A 15,394-nucleotide genomic window follows, 5' to 3' on the forward strand; every position below is an offset into this window, starting at 1 on the left:
GATAATTTTGCCAGAATTGTCTAATGAATGACTCGGAAAGTATCGGCGTGAGATGGTATTATCAGAAGGAAATACCGAGCATAAAGTCATGTCATCAGCAGCTAATATTTCAGATGAATTCGGGAATCCGTGGCAGGAGTTTTGGTCACTCGATCGCCAGATTACTTTTTTAAATCATGGTTCGTTCGGTGCTTGTCCCCAGGTGGTAATGGCTGAACAAAAAAGATTACGATCGCAACTGGAACTCGATCCAGTGCGATTTTTTATGCAAGATTTTGAGCTATTGTTAGATGATGCGAGACATAAATTAGCTCAATTTGTGGGGGCAAATCCTGAAGATTTAGTCTTTGTTCCCAATGCTACCACCGGGGTGAATACGGTATTGCGATCGCTACATTTCCATCCGGGAGACGAAATACTAACCACCGACCATGCTTATAATGCCTGTCAAAATGCCCTCAATTTTGTGGGCGATCGCGCCAATGTTCAGATAGTCCGGGCGCCAGTATCTTTTCCCCTGGAATCACCGGATCAAATCATTGAAGCGGTGATGCAGAAAGTCTCCGCAAAAACTAAACTGGTATTACTCGATCATGCTACCAGTCAAACGGGCTTAATTTTTCCCATTGAAAAACTCATTAGTCAACTGACAAAACTGGGAATTGATACCTTGGTGGATGGCGCCCAAGCACCGGGGATGGTATCGATAGATTTGTCAGAAATTGGCGCTACTTACTACACTGGCAACTGTCACAAATGGTTACTCAGTCCCAAAGGGGCAGGATTTTTATATATTCGCTCAGATCGACAGTCACAGATTCGTCCGCTTTCGATTAGTAACGGCACCAATTCACCACGCACGGATAAGTCAAGATTCCACTTAGAATTTGACTGGACAGGCACCGACGATCCCACCGCTTATTTATCAGTTCCCACCGCGATAAAATTTATTGATTCACACCTAGAAAATGGCTGGCTGGAACTGATGGAACGAAATCATCAGTTAGCGGTGACAGCCAGAAAAATAATCTGTGAAACCTTGGGAGTTGCTTTGCCCTGTCCTGATGAAATGATTGGGGCAATGGCTTCAATTCCTTTACCCCAGAAAGTCGAGCAATTTCCAGCCAATCAGTTGCCCGGTGCTTTGTATGATCGATATGGCATTCAAGTACCAATTTTTTATTTCTGGCCAACTCAGCAGTGGATAGTGAGAATTTCCGCGCAAATTTATAATACTGAGGCGCAATATGAGAAACTAGCCCAAGCTCTGAAAGAGTTGTTGAATTGTTAGTAGTTAGTATTGGTAGTATTGGTAGGGAGTGTTAAGGGAGCGAAGCGCAGTGTAACGCCCCAATTTGACCGATAAATTTGGCGCAGCACCATGCTCCATTTAATCTATATATAGTCATTTGCCCCGAAAACAAGATGCGCGATCGCACTTGAAAAAAAACGGCTGGGAGGCAGATACTCTAGATTGGCATTTCCTTTTCTGAACTGGGAACAAGGATATAGCTGACGGACTGATGTAAAAAAAGTGGCCATGCTCATGCGTGGCCATCATCTGATTATTTTAAGATAGATCGATTCGCTAAATTAAATATCTAAGCTTTTTCTGGTAAATATCTAAACTTTTTCGGGAGACACTGAAGCTGTTTTTACAATTGCAGATTCCGCGATCAATTCCGTAGGTAGATTTGGCATTTTCCCATTAGGATTAGATCCAGATTCGATCCGAATATCTTGCACCGGAGCGGTCAACTGAATCCCTAACTCGCCAATGCTTTTTTGCAACATCTTCAGCAAATCAACATACACATCCCAATAGTCCTCTGTCTTTGTCCATGCTGATAGAGTTACGGAAATCTGATAGTCATATTGACTACTCCAAGGGAACCAACCCGGGGCTGGGGTCTCTAACACTTTTGGATGTGATGCGGCAATCTGCATCCACATCTTGTAAACTTGATCTAGGTCTTGCTCAAACTTTACAGAGATTGGGATCGTATGCTTACGGATCTCTGCGGTGGTGAAATTAATAATGTCACCACCCCAAACATTATTGTTCGGCACATTAATAATACTTCCGTCAAAGCCCTGAAGTTTGGTACTCGCGAGGGTAATAGACTTAATGTAAGCCCAGTAGCCTCCCACCTTCACTTCATCCCCCACGTCAAAGGGCTTGTAGGCCATAATCATCAAGCCACTAGCCAAGTTGCCGAGGTTGCTTTGCAGGGCAAAACCGAGGATGAAACTCAGTCCACCAAATACGGCTAACAATGGACCTAAGCTGATTTCTAATGCGGTCAATGCGATCAGAACCCCGATAATGACCCCGCCACGTTTCACCAGCATGACCACAAATTCACGCAACAGAGACGAAGCTGCGAATTTGTTCATCGTGCCATTGACTACCCGACCCAGGATTTGGGAAACGACGATCGACACTACTAAAATACCCACGAACTTACCAATATTCATCCCCCAGCGGACACCGCCTTCATCAGACTCGATCCAACTGAGCATTCGGATGCCCAGTGCGTTGGTATCGCGGACATCAACTTCTACAAGACTGACGGCTTGAATGTAAGTTCTGTAAGCTATTGGGTCGCCCCCTTTGGCTTGTATTTCATCCAAAACCACATTTAAGCGATCGATCAGGCTAGTCCGTTCTCCTTGGAGTGTCGTGACGTTGACCACCAGTTGGGTTTTCACTTCCTCTTCTGCGGCGGAGGACTTTTCTAATTGTTTCGTCGCTTCGTTTAACTGTCCTTGTTTTTCTTGGAGTTTTGCTTCGCTGTCTGCGGCACCGGCTTCGACATCTGCGGCGGCTTGGTCAATATTGTCAGCCGCTGCCTCGGTATTTTTAGCCGCTGCCTCGGTTTGTGTGTTTTCCTTAGAACAGGAAACTTCAACTCCGGATTGACCTACATAGCTGGCGTAACCGTACTGGTTACAGTAAAGATCGAATTCATCAGCATCGGGGGATGATGCGGTGGCACCCTCTTGATCTGCCTGTTTTTTTTCTTCTTTTTTTTCGGCAGCAGTTTTGCCTCCTGCCGCTACATCTTGCTTGGCTTCGTCAACTAATTGCTTTACAGACTCATCCTGGTTAATTGTTTCCGTCGTTTGAGTGGCCGTATTGACTGCTTCTTGAGCTTTCCCTAGGGCTTCCTTGGCTTCTTCAACTTTTTTAGCTGCTGCTTCAGCTTCGGGAGAACCGGGTGTAGCTGCCTTTTGAGCTTCTTCAGCAGCAGCAAAGGCAGCTTTAGCATCTTCTAAGGCTTTAACCGCCTGTTGTTGTTGATCAACCACCTGATTCTTGCGTTTGATGGCAATTTCAGCGTTGCTGATTTCCTGAACTTTGGCTTTTAGCAAATCCATCCAGGCTGCGGCTTCAGTCTCTAACTCAGGGAGGGTCAGAGGCTTGACTAATAATTTAAGCTGGTCAACAGGAATGGTCGGAGCTTCGGTGGTGATTGCTTTGGGCGCGGGGGCTTCGGCTTTGGCTTCGGCTGGTGCCAGCAAAGTTTCTTGCCGGACTAATGTTTCCCCTGGTTGTTGCTGCGATCGCCCAGGAATTCCCCAGGCGACAACCGTGCAGACGACCCCAGCAAGCACAACCACTTGAGTTCGATTGCGAAACATCTGTTGTCCTCTATTATTTATTTTTATGCCTTACTGTAAGTGAACGAATCTCAAAACGTCAACTAAATTTAGAGATAGTTAGACAAGTTAATGATTTTTAGATATTTCTTTATCGTTAACTGGTTATTTTTATCAAAAATAACTAAAATAGAGCAGTTTGATTTCGCCATCTTATATAATGTCTTCTATACAGAATATAATTTAGGCATAAAATATCTGGTGGTTCCAGATAGAGCCTTTTTGAGGAATTACGCAAATATAGAGTTAAATCACTATATATTGCCGGTTGTAGGCCAGGTAAACCCTACATTTAGAGCCGCAAATTTTTTAGGTGTAATGCGATATTAAACACCGAAAACTTTAAGTAATTGTGATAATTGTGACAGTTTAGGGGGAAGAAAATGGTCGGGGATTGACCATGAAGCGATCGCGCCCCCAAGAAACCAGGAATTAAAGGCAATTCAATGGCAAAATTATCTTAATTTCCGATTTTTTGTTTACTGTAAAATTATTGTGAATTTTTAATTGCTTTATGCCATTGGCTAAGATTCGCGATCGCCTAGGGAAATCCCTCAGCCCGAAAAACCTGGCGATTTTTGAAGCCTGTTTAATTGGTTTGGTATCAGGGCTGGCAGCGGTTTTACTCAAACAAGGAGTGGAATGGCTGGGCAGCATTCGCCTAATCCTCACCCAACAATATCCAGTCTGGTTGGTACTACCCGCGATCGCCTGCTGCGGAACCTTTCTCGCCGGTTTACTCGTCCAGCGGGTCGCCCCAGAAACCTCTGGTAGTGGTATTCCCCAGGTAAAAGTTGCCTTAGCTGGACTCGGTGGCAACCTCGATGGTCGAGTCGCAGCGGTCAAGTTACTGGGCAGTATGCTCACCATTGCCTCTGGTGTCACCTTGGGCAGACAAGGTCCGACGGTGCAAATTGGCGCTGCATTGGCAGCCCAACTCAGTCGCTGGGTTCCAACCTCTCCCGACTATCGCCGTCAGTTAATTGCTTGTGGGGCTGCTGCCGGACTCGCAGCGGGGTTTAATGCCCCCATTGCCGGAGTCTTATTTGTAGTGGAAGAACTAATTAGAGATTTTTCCAATATTACCCTCGGTCCGGCGATTATTGCTTCCTTTATCGGGGCGGTAGTTTCTCGGATCCTGGGGGGACAAAGCCTCAACCTAGATCAAAGTCTCACCGCCAGATATACCACCTTTTCCGCCCAAGAGATTCCTTTTTACCTGCTGTTGGGCATTCTCGCGGGGTTGCTGGGGGTATTGTTTCAAAAAGGCATTGTCCAAACCACTATTTTTAATCGGCGATGGCTGCGAATCGGTTTGCCCCTGCAAATGGCCTTAGCTGGCTTAATTGGCGGCATTGTTGTCTCCCTCTTACCGCCGCTATTTAGAAATTACGCCGGGTTACGAGAGTTTATGTTGACTGGGGAACCTGATGCGAAAAGTTGCGCGATCGCCTTTATCACTCACTTCTGTCTCACCATTATCGCCGCCAGTTCTCGCGCCCCAGGGGGACTATTTGCCCCATCCTTAATTCTCGGATCTGCCCTCGGTTATCTAGTTGGTTTATGGGAATGGGAAATTGTGGCTTTGGCAAAACCTACCAGTTACGCCTTTGCGGGAATGGGGGCATTTTTTTGCGCCGTATCTCGTGCGCCAATTACCAGCGTGGTAATGATATTTGAAATTACCACGGACTTTAACCTAGTCTTGCCTTTGATGATTGTCAGCGTGGTGTCTTACTTAGTCTCGGAACGCATCAATCGCGGTTCACTTTATGATGAGCTTTTGGCATTAAATGGCATTGAACTAAAAAAAGAAAAACCAGTGGGCGGTTTTTTATCGGAAATCCATGCCGTAGACGTGATGCAGCGGCAAGTGGAAACCCTCAGCGCCGAACAAACTCTCGGTGAAGCTTTGCATAAGTTTGCATCGTCTCATCATCGCGGCTTTCCCGTGGTCAACAATGGTCAATTGGTAGGAATTGTCGGTCAAGCGGATTTAGCCAAAATAGGCACCAAAGGCTATCACGAACATCAATTAGTCCGAGAAATTATGACCCCACAGCCGGTAACGGTAAATTCAGACGATAGTTTAAGCGAGGTTTTATATCAGTTAAATCGGTTTGGTTTGAGTCGCTTGCCGGTAGTCGAAGGACGTAAATTAGTAGGGATTATTACTCGTAGCGATATTATTAGAACCGAAAGCACTCATTTAGCCAGAGAAACTTCCGGTAAAAGCAATCCTACTCCCTCTTATGTGGTGTATCAAACTCGCGATCCAGCGGTGGGAAAAACTCGGATTTTGGTGCCATTGGCTAACCCAGAAACTGCCGGAACTTTGATTAGGTTGGCAGCAGCGATCGCCCGTGAGCAAAATTCAGAACTAGAATGCCTGCAAGTGCTGTTAGTCCACCGGGATCAACCCCCATCAGAAACCCCAGTACGCACCACTCAGAGTCGTCGGTTGTTAAAACAAGCGGTAAGAATTGCCCGCAGTTACGGAGTGCCGGTGCATACACAAGTGCGCGTGACTCACGATGTCTCCCAAGCGATTTTAGATACTATCAAAGAGCGACATATTGATTTAATTTTAATGGGTTGGAAAGGTGCCACCTTAAGCCCTGGGCGGATTTTTAGTAACGTGGTTGATACGGTAATTCGCCAAGCTTCTTGTCATGTGGTAGTGGTGAAATGGAGTCAATCTTTACAGATGAACAGCTTAGACAATCCTATAGAAGAGGTTCCGAATACTAAAAGCTGTCCGGTGCCTTTATTTAATCGGTGGTTACTTTGCATCGGTGGCGGCCCTAATTCTCAACAAGCCCTCAAACTTTTACCGGGCTTATTAAAGCTTGGGAATCAACCAGAAATTCGCCTTTGTGAAGTATTCGATCCTAATCAATTTCAACCGGATAAAACCCCATTATATCAAGCCCGTGAATTTCTGAATCAGCGGGTGAATTGTCCCATCTCCGCTACTCCCATATATGGCGATTCTGTTCCTGATGTGATTAGTACCCTCGCACAAGAGTATAATTACGATGTAGTGTTACTCGGCGCCAGTCGGGAAGGATTATTACAACAGGTGATTAAGGGCAATATTCCCGAAGAAATTTCTCGCGGTTGTAATTGTACGGTGATTTTAGTCCGCAGTGCGATCGGCACTTCTTAAATCAAGCAATATCAACTCAACAAAGACCAGCTTGGCTAAATCCAGAGATTTATCTCAGCCAAATCAAAGTACAATGAGTACAATTAATTATGTACACCTACTTATCGCGCTCATTTAGGGGCAGATAGAATGGCCAAAGATATCTACCACGAAGCGGTTAAAATAGCTTTAATCAAAGATGGCTGGACAATTACAGAGGATCCGCTACGGTTGAAGTTTGGTGGTCGGATGACTTATGTAGATTTGGGGGCAGAAAAGTTGTTAGCAGCACAAAAAGAAGGTCAGCAAATTGCCGTAGAGGTAAAAAGCTTTTTAAATCCTTCTCCCGTTAAAGATTTAGAACAAGCCTTGGGGCAATACATCATGTATTCCCAGGTTTTGGCAAAACTGCAACAGAATCGTCTATTATATCTTGCAATTCCTCAAGTCGTATTTTATGATTTTTTTTCTGAGGAATTACCCAAGTTAATCGTGGAAATAAATCAGATTAAGTTGTTAGTTTTTAATCCAGAAAGTCAGGAGGTATGCCAATGGATCGCTTAGATTTTTATCGAGACACTATTGAAAAAATCCTGAAAAGACACGCTGATTTGCCTTATTCCTATGGCCAAATTGATGAATATGCGATCGTCGATCGCGATCGCAACCACTTTTTATTATTTGATGTGGGATGGCAACAGGAAGACGGCAAAAGACGCCGCGTTCACGGCTGTATTACCCACGTCCAAATTATTGATGGGAAAATTTGGATTCAAAGAGATGGTATTGAAGATGGCATTACGGAAGAATTGCTAGAAGCGGGAATACCAAAATCCGATATTGTCCTAGGATTTCAGCCCCCAGAAGTTCGTCCCTATACAGGTTATGGGATATCCTGAAAAAACTTTTAAGGAAAATTTGCGGAACTTTTGGGAATGGGAATGGCTACTCCTTCACCACTTCCACCAAGTCTTCTACCATCACATCAAAGGTGCGAGCTAACTTGATGATGGCGACTAAATCTACTGTAGCCATTCCGGGCGATCGCGCATAATGGCGAATCGTGCTATAGACCAACCCAGAGCGATCGGCCACTTCCTTCATGCTCCAGCCTTTTTCCTCTGCTAACTCGCGAATTTTTAGCTTAACTAGACCCATGTATTGACAAGTGATAAATATTTATCATATAGTGGTAAAAATATAAATGGCGACGCCTCCGGACTGGAAAACTGAAGGGCGATCGCCAATCCAATCCAAATCCCACAAAAAGGGGAAGGGACTTACTAGATCCCACAAAAATGGGAACGTACTTACTATGATAAGAACGCACTTACTATGATAACAACTTTTAAGCCAAAGTCAATTAGCTGGCATCCTTTATGCCGGTTTGTCACCAAAGAAGCGATCGCCCGATTATTAAAAGTCCCAGTCAAGCATATCTATCGGGTGCGCCTCTGGTTTCGGGTGATCCTCGTTGTGGGTAAAGGAATCAGCCGTTTTGTCAGCTACGCTGACTTGCCCCCCATTCTCGGCGTTGACTTACCCCAAGGACGGGATTATGATTACTGGCGGCGGCGTTGGCCAGGAAAATATGCCCCGGACTTTTGGGTTGAATTTTATCAACAGCATTTCCAGCAAGCCACCTCAATGGGTCAATTATTTGCTTGGGGTAAATTAGTGGGTTCGATCAAACATCTCTTGACCCCCGAAGGATTAGAAAGTTTGCGATCGCTTTATCGTCAGAAAAAAGATTTGTTTCAAACGGGGAAAAACCACAGAGTCACAGAGACAATAAGTTTCTCGAAGTAACTGTTAATGGTGACCCGGACTTTATGCTTGATAATTTAACTGGTTAAATCCTCTATGTCCTCAATTAAATCGTTGCTTAACCGTCGTCGTTTCCTTCAGGTCAGTTTATTCGCTAGTACCGTCGGTCTGTCTTGGGCTTGTGCGGAAAATCGGGTACAATCTCAACAGCAAAAAGTGTTGGTGATTGGGGCGGGAATTGCCGGATTAGCGGCAGCCCAAGAACTTCAGCAAAATGGGTTTCAAGTGACGGTTTTGGAAGGGCGCGATCGCATTGGGGGGCGCATTTATACCGATCGCACCCTGGGCTTTCCCGTAGATTTGGGGGCGTCTTGGATTCATGGGATTACCGATAATCCTATTGGCAATTTAGCGCGAGAATGGAATATTGCTATTAAGCCCACAGATTTCGATAATATTCTCTTGTACGGCAGCAATGGCAAATTAATTAGCGATGAGGATATTGATAGTAGTTATGAAATCTATGAAAAAATTATCGAACGGGCGGAAGCCTTAGCGGAAAATTCAGAAAAAGACCTCTCCCTGGCAGCCACAATTCAACAGATTTTAAAATCCCAAACCCTGAAACCCCAAGAATCTCAGTTAGTCCAATGGTGGTTGAATTCTGAACTGATTATTGACCGGGGTGCGGACTTAGAAAATCTTTCCGCTTGGTGGTTTGATGAGGGAGAAAGTTTTGACGGCGATGATTATATTTTTCCCCAAGGATATGACCAAATTATTAACGGATTAGCGAAAAATCTGGAAATTCAGCGGCAACAAACAGTGATGGAAATTACCACCAGCAATTCAGGGGTATTCGTCACCACTGATCGAGGCAATTTTACCGCTGATGCGGCGATCGTCACCTTACCTTTGGGAGTCTTAAAATCTGGAAATATTAAGTTTTCTCCCCCATTGCCTGCCAACAAACAAGGGGCAATAGATCGCCTAAGTATGGGAGTTTTAAATAAGGTAGTGTTAAAATTTCCCCAGGAATTTTGGCCAGAAGAATATCACGGATTTGGTTGTCTATCTGAAGGAAAAGCGGATTTTGGTGAATTTTTAAATTGGTCACTCTACAGTCAAAAACCGGCATTAATGGCATTTACTGGCGGTAGTTTTGCCCGCCAGATCGAACAGTTATCAGAAACGCAAATTAGCGATCGCATTATGCGGGTTTTGCGGCAGAATTATGGCCAACCCATTCCTGAACCGGAAATGGTGATGATGACTCGATGGACTCAAGATCCCTTTGCTTTCGGGTCTTATTCCTATATTCCCGTGGGTGGGGATAGTGGCGATCGCGATCTCCTCGCTGAACCCGTGAACCAGCGCCTCTTATTTGCCGGAGAAGCAACCTCCCGTGACTATCCCTCCACGGTACATGGGGCTTACTTATCAGGAATTCGGGAAGCGCAGCGATTAATTAATAGTTAAAGTGCGAATTTCTAGCCGATACTCTCTGAAGAAACTACACTAATATCGCTGATTAATATCTATAACTTGAATGAAGTTTTACCATAACCAACATCAAATTGCCCCAAAATCAGAAATGCCGCAAGTGCTTTTACCACCGCGAGTTTTGTGGGTCGGAGTGGGTTGCCAACGGTTTACCTCTAGAAAGGCGATAGAAACGGGGATAGAGGAAGTATTTCAAAAGAATCATTTGGCGGTGGAGGCGATCGCCGGTATTGCCACCATTGATACCAAAGCCACGGAAGCGGGACTGGTGGAACTTTGCCGCGATCGCCAATGGCCGTTACGCACTTTTCCCGCCGAAAAGTTGCGATCCCAGGCAGTACCCAACCCTGAAGCCGCGATCGCCGAAAAAATCCTCACCCCTAGCGTGGCTGAAGCCGCTGCCCTCTGTGCTGTTGCCACCGTGAGTCCGGCAACGGATAAAATAGCCCAAACGGGAGAAACTGTGCGTTCGCGAAGCGTTGCGGATGCAATATCGCTCCTAGTGCCGAAACAAATTTTTCGCCTAGAAACCGAACCAGGAGCCGTAACCATTGCCGTTGCCGTAGCTGAATCGGCATATACAGTCATTTCAAATCAAAATGTTAACAACAAGCGCGAATCCTAACCTATTCTAACTTGCATTTATAATTTTTTTTCACGATAAACAGGATAAACTTTTAACAGTTTAGAATCTCAAACATAGAGAAAAAAATCAGGGATTATCTCGTATTTGTAAGGGCGGCGCGGGGGAGCAACGCCAGTATGAAAACCTTCTTGTCTATGATAAATTGCCAGTATCACTGAGATTACCCGGGGACTGCTCCGCCAAATCAAGACATAATCGGACTTACCACTGCAAAAACCCAGTGAAGGATGCAGATTTTTTTGTGTCAGAAAAATTTAAGATTTATTTTTGCGGATTTACCACTCTCACAACTGTATTTCCCATCAAGATTCGGGATCGCCCCACGGTACTGCATCGCGATCGCATGAATTTTCAGCCTAGGGCGCGATCTTTCCGGCATATAGGTTATTAATGGAAATATTAAGTGAACCGCCGGAAAGATCGCGCCCCTACGATGGGCGAAAACTCCGCCGGTAAATATTTCCCTGACAAATGGCCATCCGCAAAATTTCGGCAAAATTTCGGCAAAATTTCGGCAAAATTTCGGCAAAATTTCGGCGATCGACTCATGGGGCGATCCTCATTACCCCCCTGATGTAGCGACAGCTTCAAAAACAGGGTATGTTCAGATAAGTATAAACTCACAAGGGTTGCTGCTTTAATCAATTGGCTGTAATCCCACCTTCACGACTCCCCGATCGGCTTCAACCGCTATTGGGTCTGATGGTTGATGTTCCTCCTTTCACTCACTCAAAAGATTACAAAAAATCGCATTCATCATGCAGACTTTTCTTTTTATTTGCTTTGGACAACTGATATCCCTAGTGGGGTCTGGTCTAACCAGCTTTGCCCTGGGGGTTTGGGTATATCAAACCACCGGATCGGTTACACAGTTTGCCTTGATTTCTTTGTTCATTCATCTACCAAACATCATCATCTCACCCGTAGTCGGTGCGATCGTCGATCGCTGGGATCGTCGCTGGGCGATGATTCTCAGTGACTCCGTAGCCGGAATTGGCACCCTAGCGATCTGGATGTTGCTATTTTTTGATCGCCTAGAAATCTGGCATATCTATGTAGCGGTGGGCTTTAACTCCATCTTCAACGCCTTTCAATGGCCTGCTTACTCCGCCACTATCAGCTTACTGGTGCCCAAACAACACCTGCCTAGGGCTAATGGTGCGGTGCAGATATCCCGCGCTACGGCGAAAATTTTGTCTCCGGCATTAGCTGGGGTACTCGTTGCCGTAATTCACTTAGAAGGCATCCTCATCATTGACTTTACTACTTTTTTGGTTGCCTTAGCCATTATGCTGATGGTTCGCTTTCCGCAACCGGAAAAAACCAATAAAAAATCAGCCCAATGGCGCGACCTATCCCGCGATCTATCCCAAGAAATTGTCTCTGGTTGGAATTACATTACCTTCCGTCCCGGTTTGCGAGGTTTGCTAACTTTCTTCACCGTTGTTTACTTCACAATGGGGATTTTAGAGGTATTATTCTGGCCTTTAATGCTGAATTTCTCCTCTAGTCAAGAACTAGGAATGGTTCTGTCTATTGGCGGTTTTGGCTGGTTACTGGGCAGTATCACTATGAGTGCTTGGGGTGGACCAAGACGGAAGATTTCCGGGATTTATTTCTTTGTCCCATTCCAAGGACTCTTATTATGTCTTGGTGTCTTTAACAGTTCCGTAACTTTGGCTGGTTTAGCCGTATTTGGTTTCCTCTTTGCCTATCCCATTGTGATTAGTTGTAATCAAACCATTTGGCAAACAAAAGTCCCCACGGATTTACAAGGACGAGTATTTGCCTTACAACAAGCGATGGAAAAATCTGCCTCGATTTTGGCTTATATCCTCACCGGGCCGATTGTAGATCATATCTTTGAACCGTTACTGTTAAGTGATGGATTGTTGGCCGGAACTATTGGCCGGGCGATCGGTACAGGCCCAGGTCGGGGTAGCGCTTTCTTCTTAATATTGATGGGTCTGATCAATATTTTGGCTACTTTCATTGCTTATCAAAATCGTCAGATTCGCCGTGTCGAGGTGATGGTTCGCGACCCGATTATGTCTGAATCAAATTCGACTGAAAGCATTTCTGATAAAACTCTTTGTGAGTCTGGTTCTAAAGATTAATTAATTAATCGATTAATTAATTGGTGGGAAAAACCCCGGTTTCTTCAAACCGGGGTTTTTCCGTTTTTCTTACTTCACGGTATTCATGGCTTTTTGGCTATCCTGAATATATTCCTTCACGTATTTATAGATAAATCACATCAGCTAATAGCAACTTTAAAAATTATTGCTACAATTATCAAGTCCCGGTTTCTGGGTGGTTTCTGGGTTGGTCGGTGGGAGGCGACGGGGATGTGGGGGTGTGATAAAATATCTAAACCGGATCAATTGAGGGAAATTACCGATGCAAATTACAATCGACCTACCGCCAGACCTCGAACAAGACCTCATCCGTCAAGCGACACAATCTAATATTCCCCTGCCAACATTGATTCTGCAAGTTTTACGCCATCAAATGCAACCGCCATCGACTTCAGTTTCCCAATGGTCAGAGACGATTTTGTCTTATCAAGGAGTCTCTGATTTCCCCGCTTTCGAGTCCTATCGGGATGAATTCCCCCTCGCGAACAGGAACTATTTTAATGCAAAAAAAAACCTACAGTTTTAGATCGCAATAAAAGCGGTTCAAAATAGCATGGGCGGCTATAAAAAATTAACGTTTCCAGAGTTTCACTTTCAGACCAGAACGCGGGTGAAGGGTCGGAATGGGATCCATTGTTAAGTCTTGGTTTGGCAACAATTCCCAATGATAATTTTGCAGTAAACGGGCGGCAAATATTTTCATTTCCATCTGGGCAAAAGCCATGCCCAAACAAATTCTTGGGCCACCACCAAAACCGACTAAACTATACTCAACTTTTTTGTTCTCGTTCCTTTCTGGACTAAAGCGATCGGGATCGAATTTCTCTGGATGAGAATAAATGTTACTATCTTGATGTGCTCCTTTCATATGATACAGAACTTTCCAGCCTGCGGGTACATGATAGCCTTGAAATTTAAAAGGCTTCACCACCCCGCGAAAGCCTCCCCCCACTGGGGGATAAAGTCGTTCAATTTCTTTGAGGATTTGACCCAGATAGGGCATTTGTTTGAGATGTTCAAATGTTAGGGTTTCCGAGGATATGGCCTCTTGTTCTGCCCGCGCTTTTTGCCAAACATCTGGATATTGTGCCAGACTCATGGCTAGAGAAATTAACATAGAAGTGGTGGTTTCGTGACCGGCAAATAACATTAACAAAGCTTGGACTTTAATTTCCGCTTCTGACAGCGCATTGCCCTCTTCATCTCGACTTTGTAATAATAATCCTAATGCATCATTCCGGGGATTTTCCAGACGATCTTGGATGGCGGTTTCAATATGAGCTAAAAGTTGATCTCTGGCTTTCAGGGCTTTAGGATAGGTTGCCCAAGGGAGAGGAATGGGAAAGGCAAATAAACCCTGGGTGAGTTGGGTAAAAAGCTTTGATAAGCGTTCAGTTTCCTGACCGGGTTCACTTCCGAGTAATAATATACTGGCGATCGCAAATGTCATCTGTTTCATTAAAGGAAACCAGGAGAATTCTCCTAATTCTGACCATTTTTCCAGGGAGCGATCGCAAATCTCCACCATTGTCTGAAAATAATTTTGTAATGCCGGCCCATGAAATGCGGGCATCAGTAATTTGCGATTCCTGCGGTGTTCTTCTCCCTCCTGCAAAAACAGAGATTCTCCTAACAATTCGCCAAAATTGGGCGGCCAACCTTCCCGCCAAGAAAAATAGTCAAAATGGCTAGAAAGAATAAATTGATTCGCGTCTGTCCCGGACATCACCACCGTAGGCTGCCCCAAAATATTGGTGCGGAAAATATTGCCATATTTTTTTATCCGCTTATCGGCAAAATTTTTATCAAACACAAAGGAAAGGGTTTCCCCAATCAAAGGCAAACCGGAACTGCCGGGAGGTAAAGGTAAATCTTTTCTCATAGTCCTTGCTCAAAATAAAGGTTTTTTGATTATTCATATTTTCAACCTATTAGTTATATTATACAGCACTTTTCGATATTATGAGGTACGTTTTAGCCCCCCACCACCCCGTCGCCTTTGAAGGGGAGGTGGGGGCTTTCGTAGCTTTCGGATCCCGCCATCGGCTTTCTTTGTCCCCCCCTTTTTCAGGGGGGCTAGGGGGGATCCCCCGCCCGCGCGGGGGCTGGCTTAATGTACCTTATTACATCGCCAAGGGCTGTAAATATCTATCTTAAATATCAATACCTTCGCCAAAATCATGCATTGCCTTGAAAAGTAGGTTGGTTCTTTGGCTGTTACCCAACGCAGGATAGAGAATATAAAATAAAGGTTCTTAGGATTTTCGTATAAGGGTGAAAATTGAAATCTCCACTCTGAAATTTTTCCTAAGAACCTCTTTCCTAAGAACCTCTTTCCTCCGTTGGGTTTCCCCTCGCTCAACCCAACCCCCACATTCGCGGGGGCAGGCTCTACATGAAAATGGCGAAGGTATTGGAATATAAATAATAGTTTTTGAATAACAAGATTAATTTTCTCGATTAATATATACAAAAAAAATTTTTTTGTCAATAGTTTAACTATTAACAGTTTCGTGAATTATAAAAGAA

Annotated in this window: 13 protein-coding genes; 10 read left to right on the forward strand and 3 right to left on the reverse strand. The window is 44.6% G+C overall.

Annotated elements, in window-relative coordinates:
* The first annotated feature begins 52 nt into the window (after positions 1-52).
* Positions 53-1,291, forward strand: a complete 1,239-nt coding sequence (locus AM228_RS05950; protein WP_313890615.1) for an aminotransferase class V-fold PLP-dependent enzyme — start codon at positions 53-55, stop codon at positions 1,289-1,291.
* A 332-nt stretch (positions 1,292-1,623) separates the two neighbouring features.
* Here the strand turns inward: AM228_RS05950 and AM228_RS05955 are convergent, their stop codons facing one another.
* Positions 1,624-3,645: a mechanosensitive ion channel family protein gene (locus tag AM228_RS05955; RefSeq protein WP_054465174.1), complete on the reverse strand. Its 2,022-nt coding sequence runs from the start codon at positions 3,643-3,645 to the stop codon at positions 1,624-1,626.
* A gap of 532 nt (positions 3,646-4,177) precedes the next feature.
* On the opposite strand from AM228_RS05955, the gene AM228_RS05965 reads away from it, so the two are divergent.
* From AM228_RS05965 to AM228_RS05975, 3 genes are all read left to right on the forward strand, one after another.
* Complete coding sequence (locus AM228_RS05965; protein WP_054465176.1) at positions 4,178-6,832, forward strand: chloride channel protein; 2,655 nt, start codon at positions 4,178-4,180, stop codon at positions 6,830-6,832.
* 129 nt (positions 6,833-6,961) lie between these two features.
* Positions 6,962-7,375: an element excision factor XisH family protein gene (locus AM228_RS05970; RefSeq protein WP_054465177.1), complete on the forward strand. Its 414-nt coding sequence runs from the start codon at positions 6,962-6,964 to the stop codon at positions 7,373-7,375.
* The gene (locus AM228_RS05975; protein ID WP_054465178.1) at positions 7,363-7,710 is read left to right on the forward strand and encodes a XisI protein; all 348 of its coding nucleotides are present in this window, start codon (positions 7,363-7,365) and stop codon (positions 7,708-7,710) included. Before AM228_RS05970 ends, AM228_RS05975 begins: the two co-directional genes overlap by 13 nt.
* Before the next feature lie 46 nt (positions 7,711-7,756).
* Here the strand turns inward: AM228_RS05975 and AM228_RS05980 are convergent, their stop codons facing one another.
* Positions 7,757-7,969, reverse strand: a complete 213-nt coding sequence (locus AM228_RS05980) for a helix-turn-helix domain-containing protein (RefSeq protein WP_054465179.1) — start codon at positions 7,967-7,969, stop codon at positions 7,757-7,759.
* A gap of 177 nt (positions 7,970-8,146) precedes the next feature.
* Between AM228_RS05980 and AM228_RS05985 the strand changes: the two genes are divergently transcribed.
* The 6 genes from AM228_RS05985 to AM228_RS06005 all read left to right on the forward strand — a co-directional run bounded on the left by AM228_RS05985 (position 8,147) and on the right by AM228_RS06005 (position 13,391).
* Positions 8,147-8,620: a hypothetical protein gene (locus AM228_RS05985; protein WP_054465180.1), complete on the forward strand. Its 474-nt coding sequence runs from the start codon at positions 8,147-8,149 to the stop codon at positions 8,618-8,620.
* 54 nt (positions 8,621-8,674) lie between these two features.
* Complete coding sequence (locus AM228_RS05990; RefSeq protein WP_082348761.1) at positions 8,675-10,057, forward strand: FAD-dependent oxidoreductase; 1,383 nt, start codon at positions 8,675-8,677, stop codon at positions 10,055-10,057.
* A gap of 70 nt (positions 10,058-10,127) precedes the next feature.
* Positions 10,128-10,706, forward strand: a complete 579-nt coding sequence (locus AM228_RS05995) for a cobalamin biosynthesis protein (RefSeq protein ID WP_072160679.1) — start codon at positions 10,128-10,130, stop codon at positions 10,704-10,706.
* Between the two features lie 262 nt (positions 10,707-10,968).
* On the forward strand, positions 10,969-11,118 hold the full coding sequence (locus AM228_RS31935) for a hypothetical protein (RefSeq protein WP_156331564.1): 150 nt from the start codon (positions 10,969-10,971) through the stop codon (positions 11,116-11,118).
* A 367-nt stretch (positions 11,119-11,485) separates the two neighbouring features.
* Positions 11,486-12,844 carry an MFS transporter gene (locus AM228_RS06000; RefSeq protein WP_054465181.1) on the forward strand — a complete coding sequence of 453 codons (1,359 nt, stop codon included), beginning with the start codon at positions 11,486-11,488 and terminating at the stop codon, positions 12,842-12,844.
* Positions 12,845-13,127: 283 nt separating this feature from the next.
* Positions 13,128-13,391, forward strand: coding sequence for a hypothetical protein (locus AM228_RS06005; RefSeq protein ID WP_231636645.1), 264 nt, complete (start codon positions 13,128-13,130; stop codon positions 13,389-13,391).
* 45 nt (positions 13,392-13,436) lie between these two features.
* On the opposite strand, the gene AM228_RS06010 is transcribed toward AM228_RS06005, so the two are convergent.
* On the reverse strand, positions 13,437-14,747 hold the full coding sequence (locus AM228_RS06010) for a cytochrome P450 (RefSeq protein WP_054465182.1): 1,311 nt from the start codon (positions 14,745-14,747) through the stop codon (positions 13,437-13,439).
* Positions 14,748-15,394 lie beyond the last annotated feature (647 nt).

This window comes from Planktothricoides sp. SR001, from assembly GCF_001276715.1.
Classification (GTDB): Bacteria; Cyanobacteriota; Cyanobacteriia; order Cyanobacteriales; family Laspinemataceae; genus Planktothricoides; species Planktothricoides raciborskii.

Bases quoted from the DNA above. Each gene is read 5' to 3' on its own strand.
- AM228_RS05980 (WP_054465179.1), bottom strand. From the start codon at position 7,969: ATGGGTCTAGTTAAGCTAAAAATTCGCGAGTTAGCAGAGGAAAAAGGC.
- AM228_RS06010 (WP_054465182.1), bottom strand. From the start codon at position 14,747: ATGAGAAAAGATTTACCTTTACCTCCCGGCAGTTCCGGTTTGCCTTTG.
- AM228_RS05975 (WP_054465178.1), top strand. From the start codon at position 7,363: ATGGATCGCTTAGATTTTTATCGAGACACTATTGAAAAAATCCTGAAA.
- AM228_RS05985 (WP_054465180.1), top strand. From the start codon at position 8,147: ATGATAACAACTTTTAAGCCAAAGTCAATTAGCTGGCATCCTTTATGC.
- AM228_RS05990 (WP_082348761.1), top strand. From the start codon at position 8,675: ATGTCCTCAATTAAATCGTTGCTTAACCGTCGTCGTTTCCTTCAGGTC.
- AM228_RS05955 (WP_054465174.1), bottom strand. From the start codon at position 3,645: ATGTTTCGCAATCGAACTCAAGTGGTTGTGCTTGCTGGGGTCGTCTGC.
- AM228_RS06000 (WP_054465181.1), top strand. From the start codon at position 11,486: ATGCAGACTTTTCTTTTTATTTGCTTTGGACAACTGATATCCCTAGTG.
- AM228_RS05995 (WP_072160679.1), top strand. From the start codon at position 10,128: ATGAAGTTTTACCATAACCAACATCAAATTGCCCCAAAATCAGAAATG.
- AM228_RS06005 (WP_231636645.1), top strand. From the start codon at position 13,128: ATGCAAATTACAATCGACCTACCGCCAGACCTCGAACAAGACCTCATC.
- AM228_RS05965 (WP_054465176.1), top strand. From the start codon at position 4,178: ATGCCATTGGCTAAGATTCGCGATCGCCTAGGGAAATCCCTCAGCCCG.
- AM228_RS05970 (WP_054465177.1), top strand. From the start codon at position 6,962: ATGGCCAAAGATATCTACCACGAAGCGGTTAAAATAGCTTTAATCAAA.
- AM228_RS05950 (WP_313890615.1), top strand. From the start codon at position 53: ATGGTATTATCAGAAGGAAATACCGAGCATAAAGTCATGTCATCAGCA.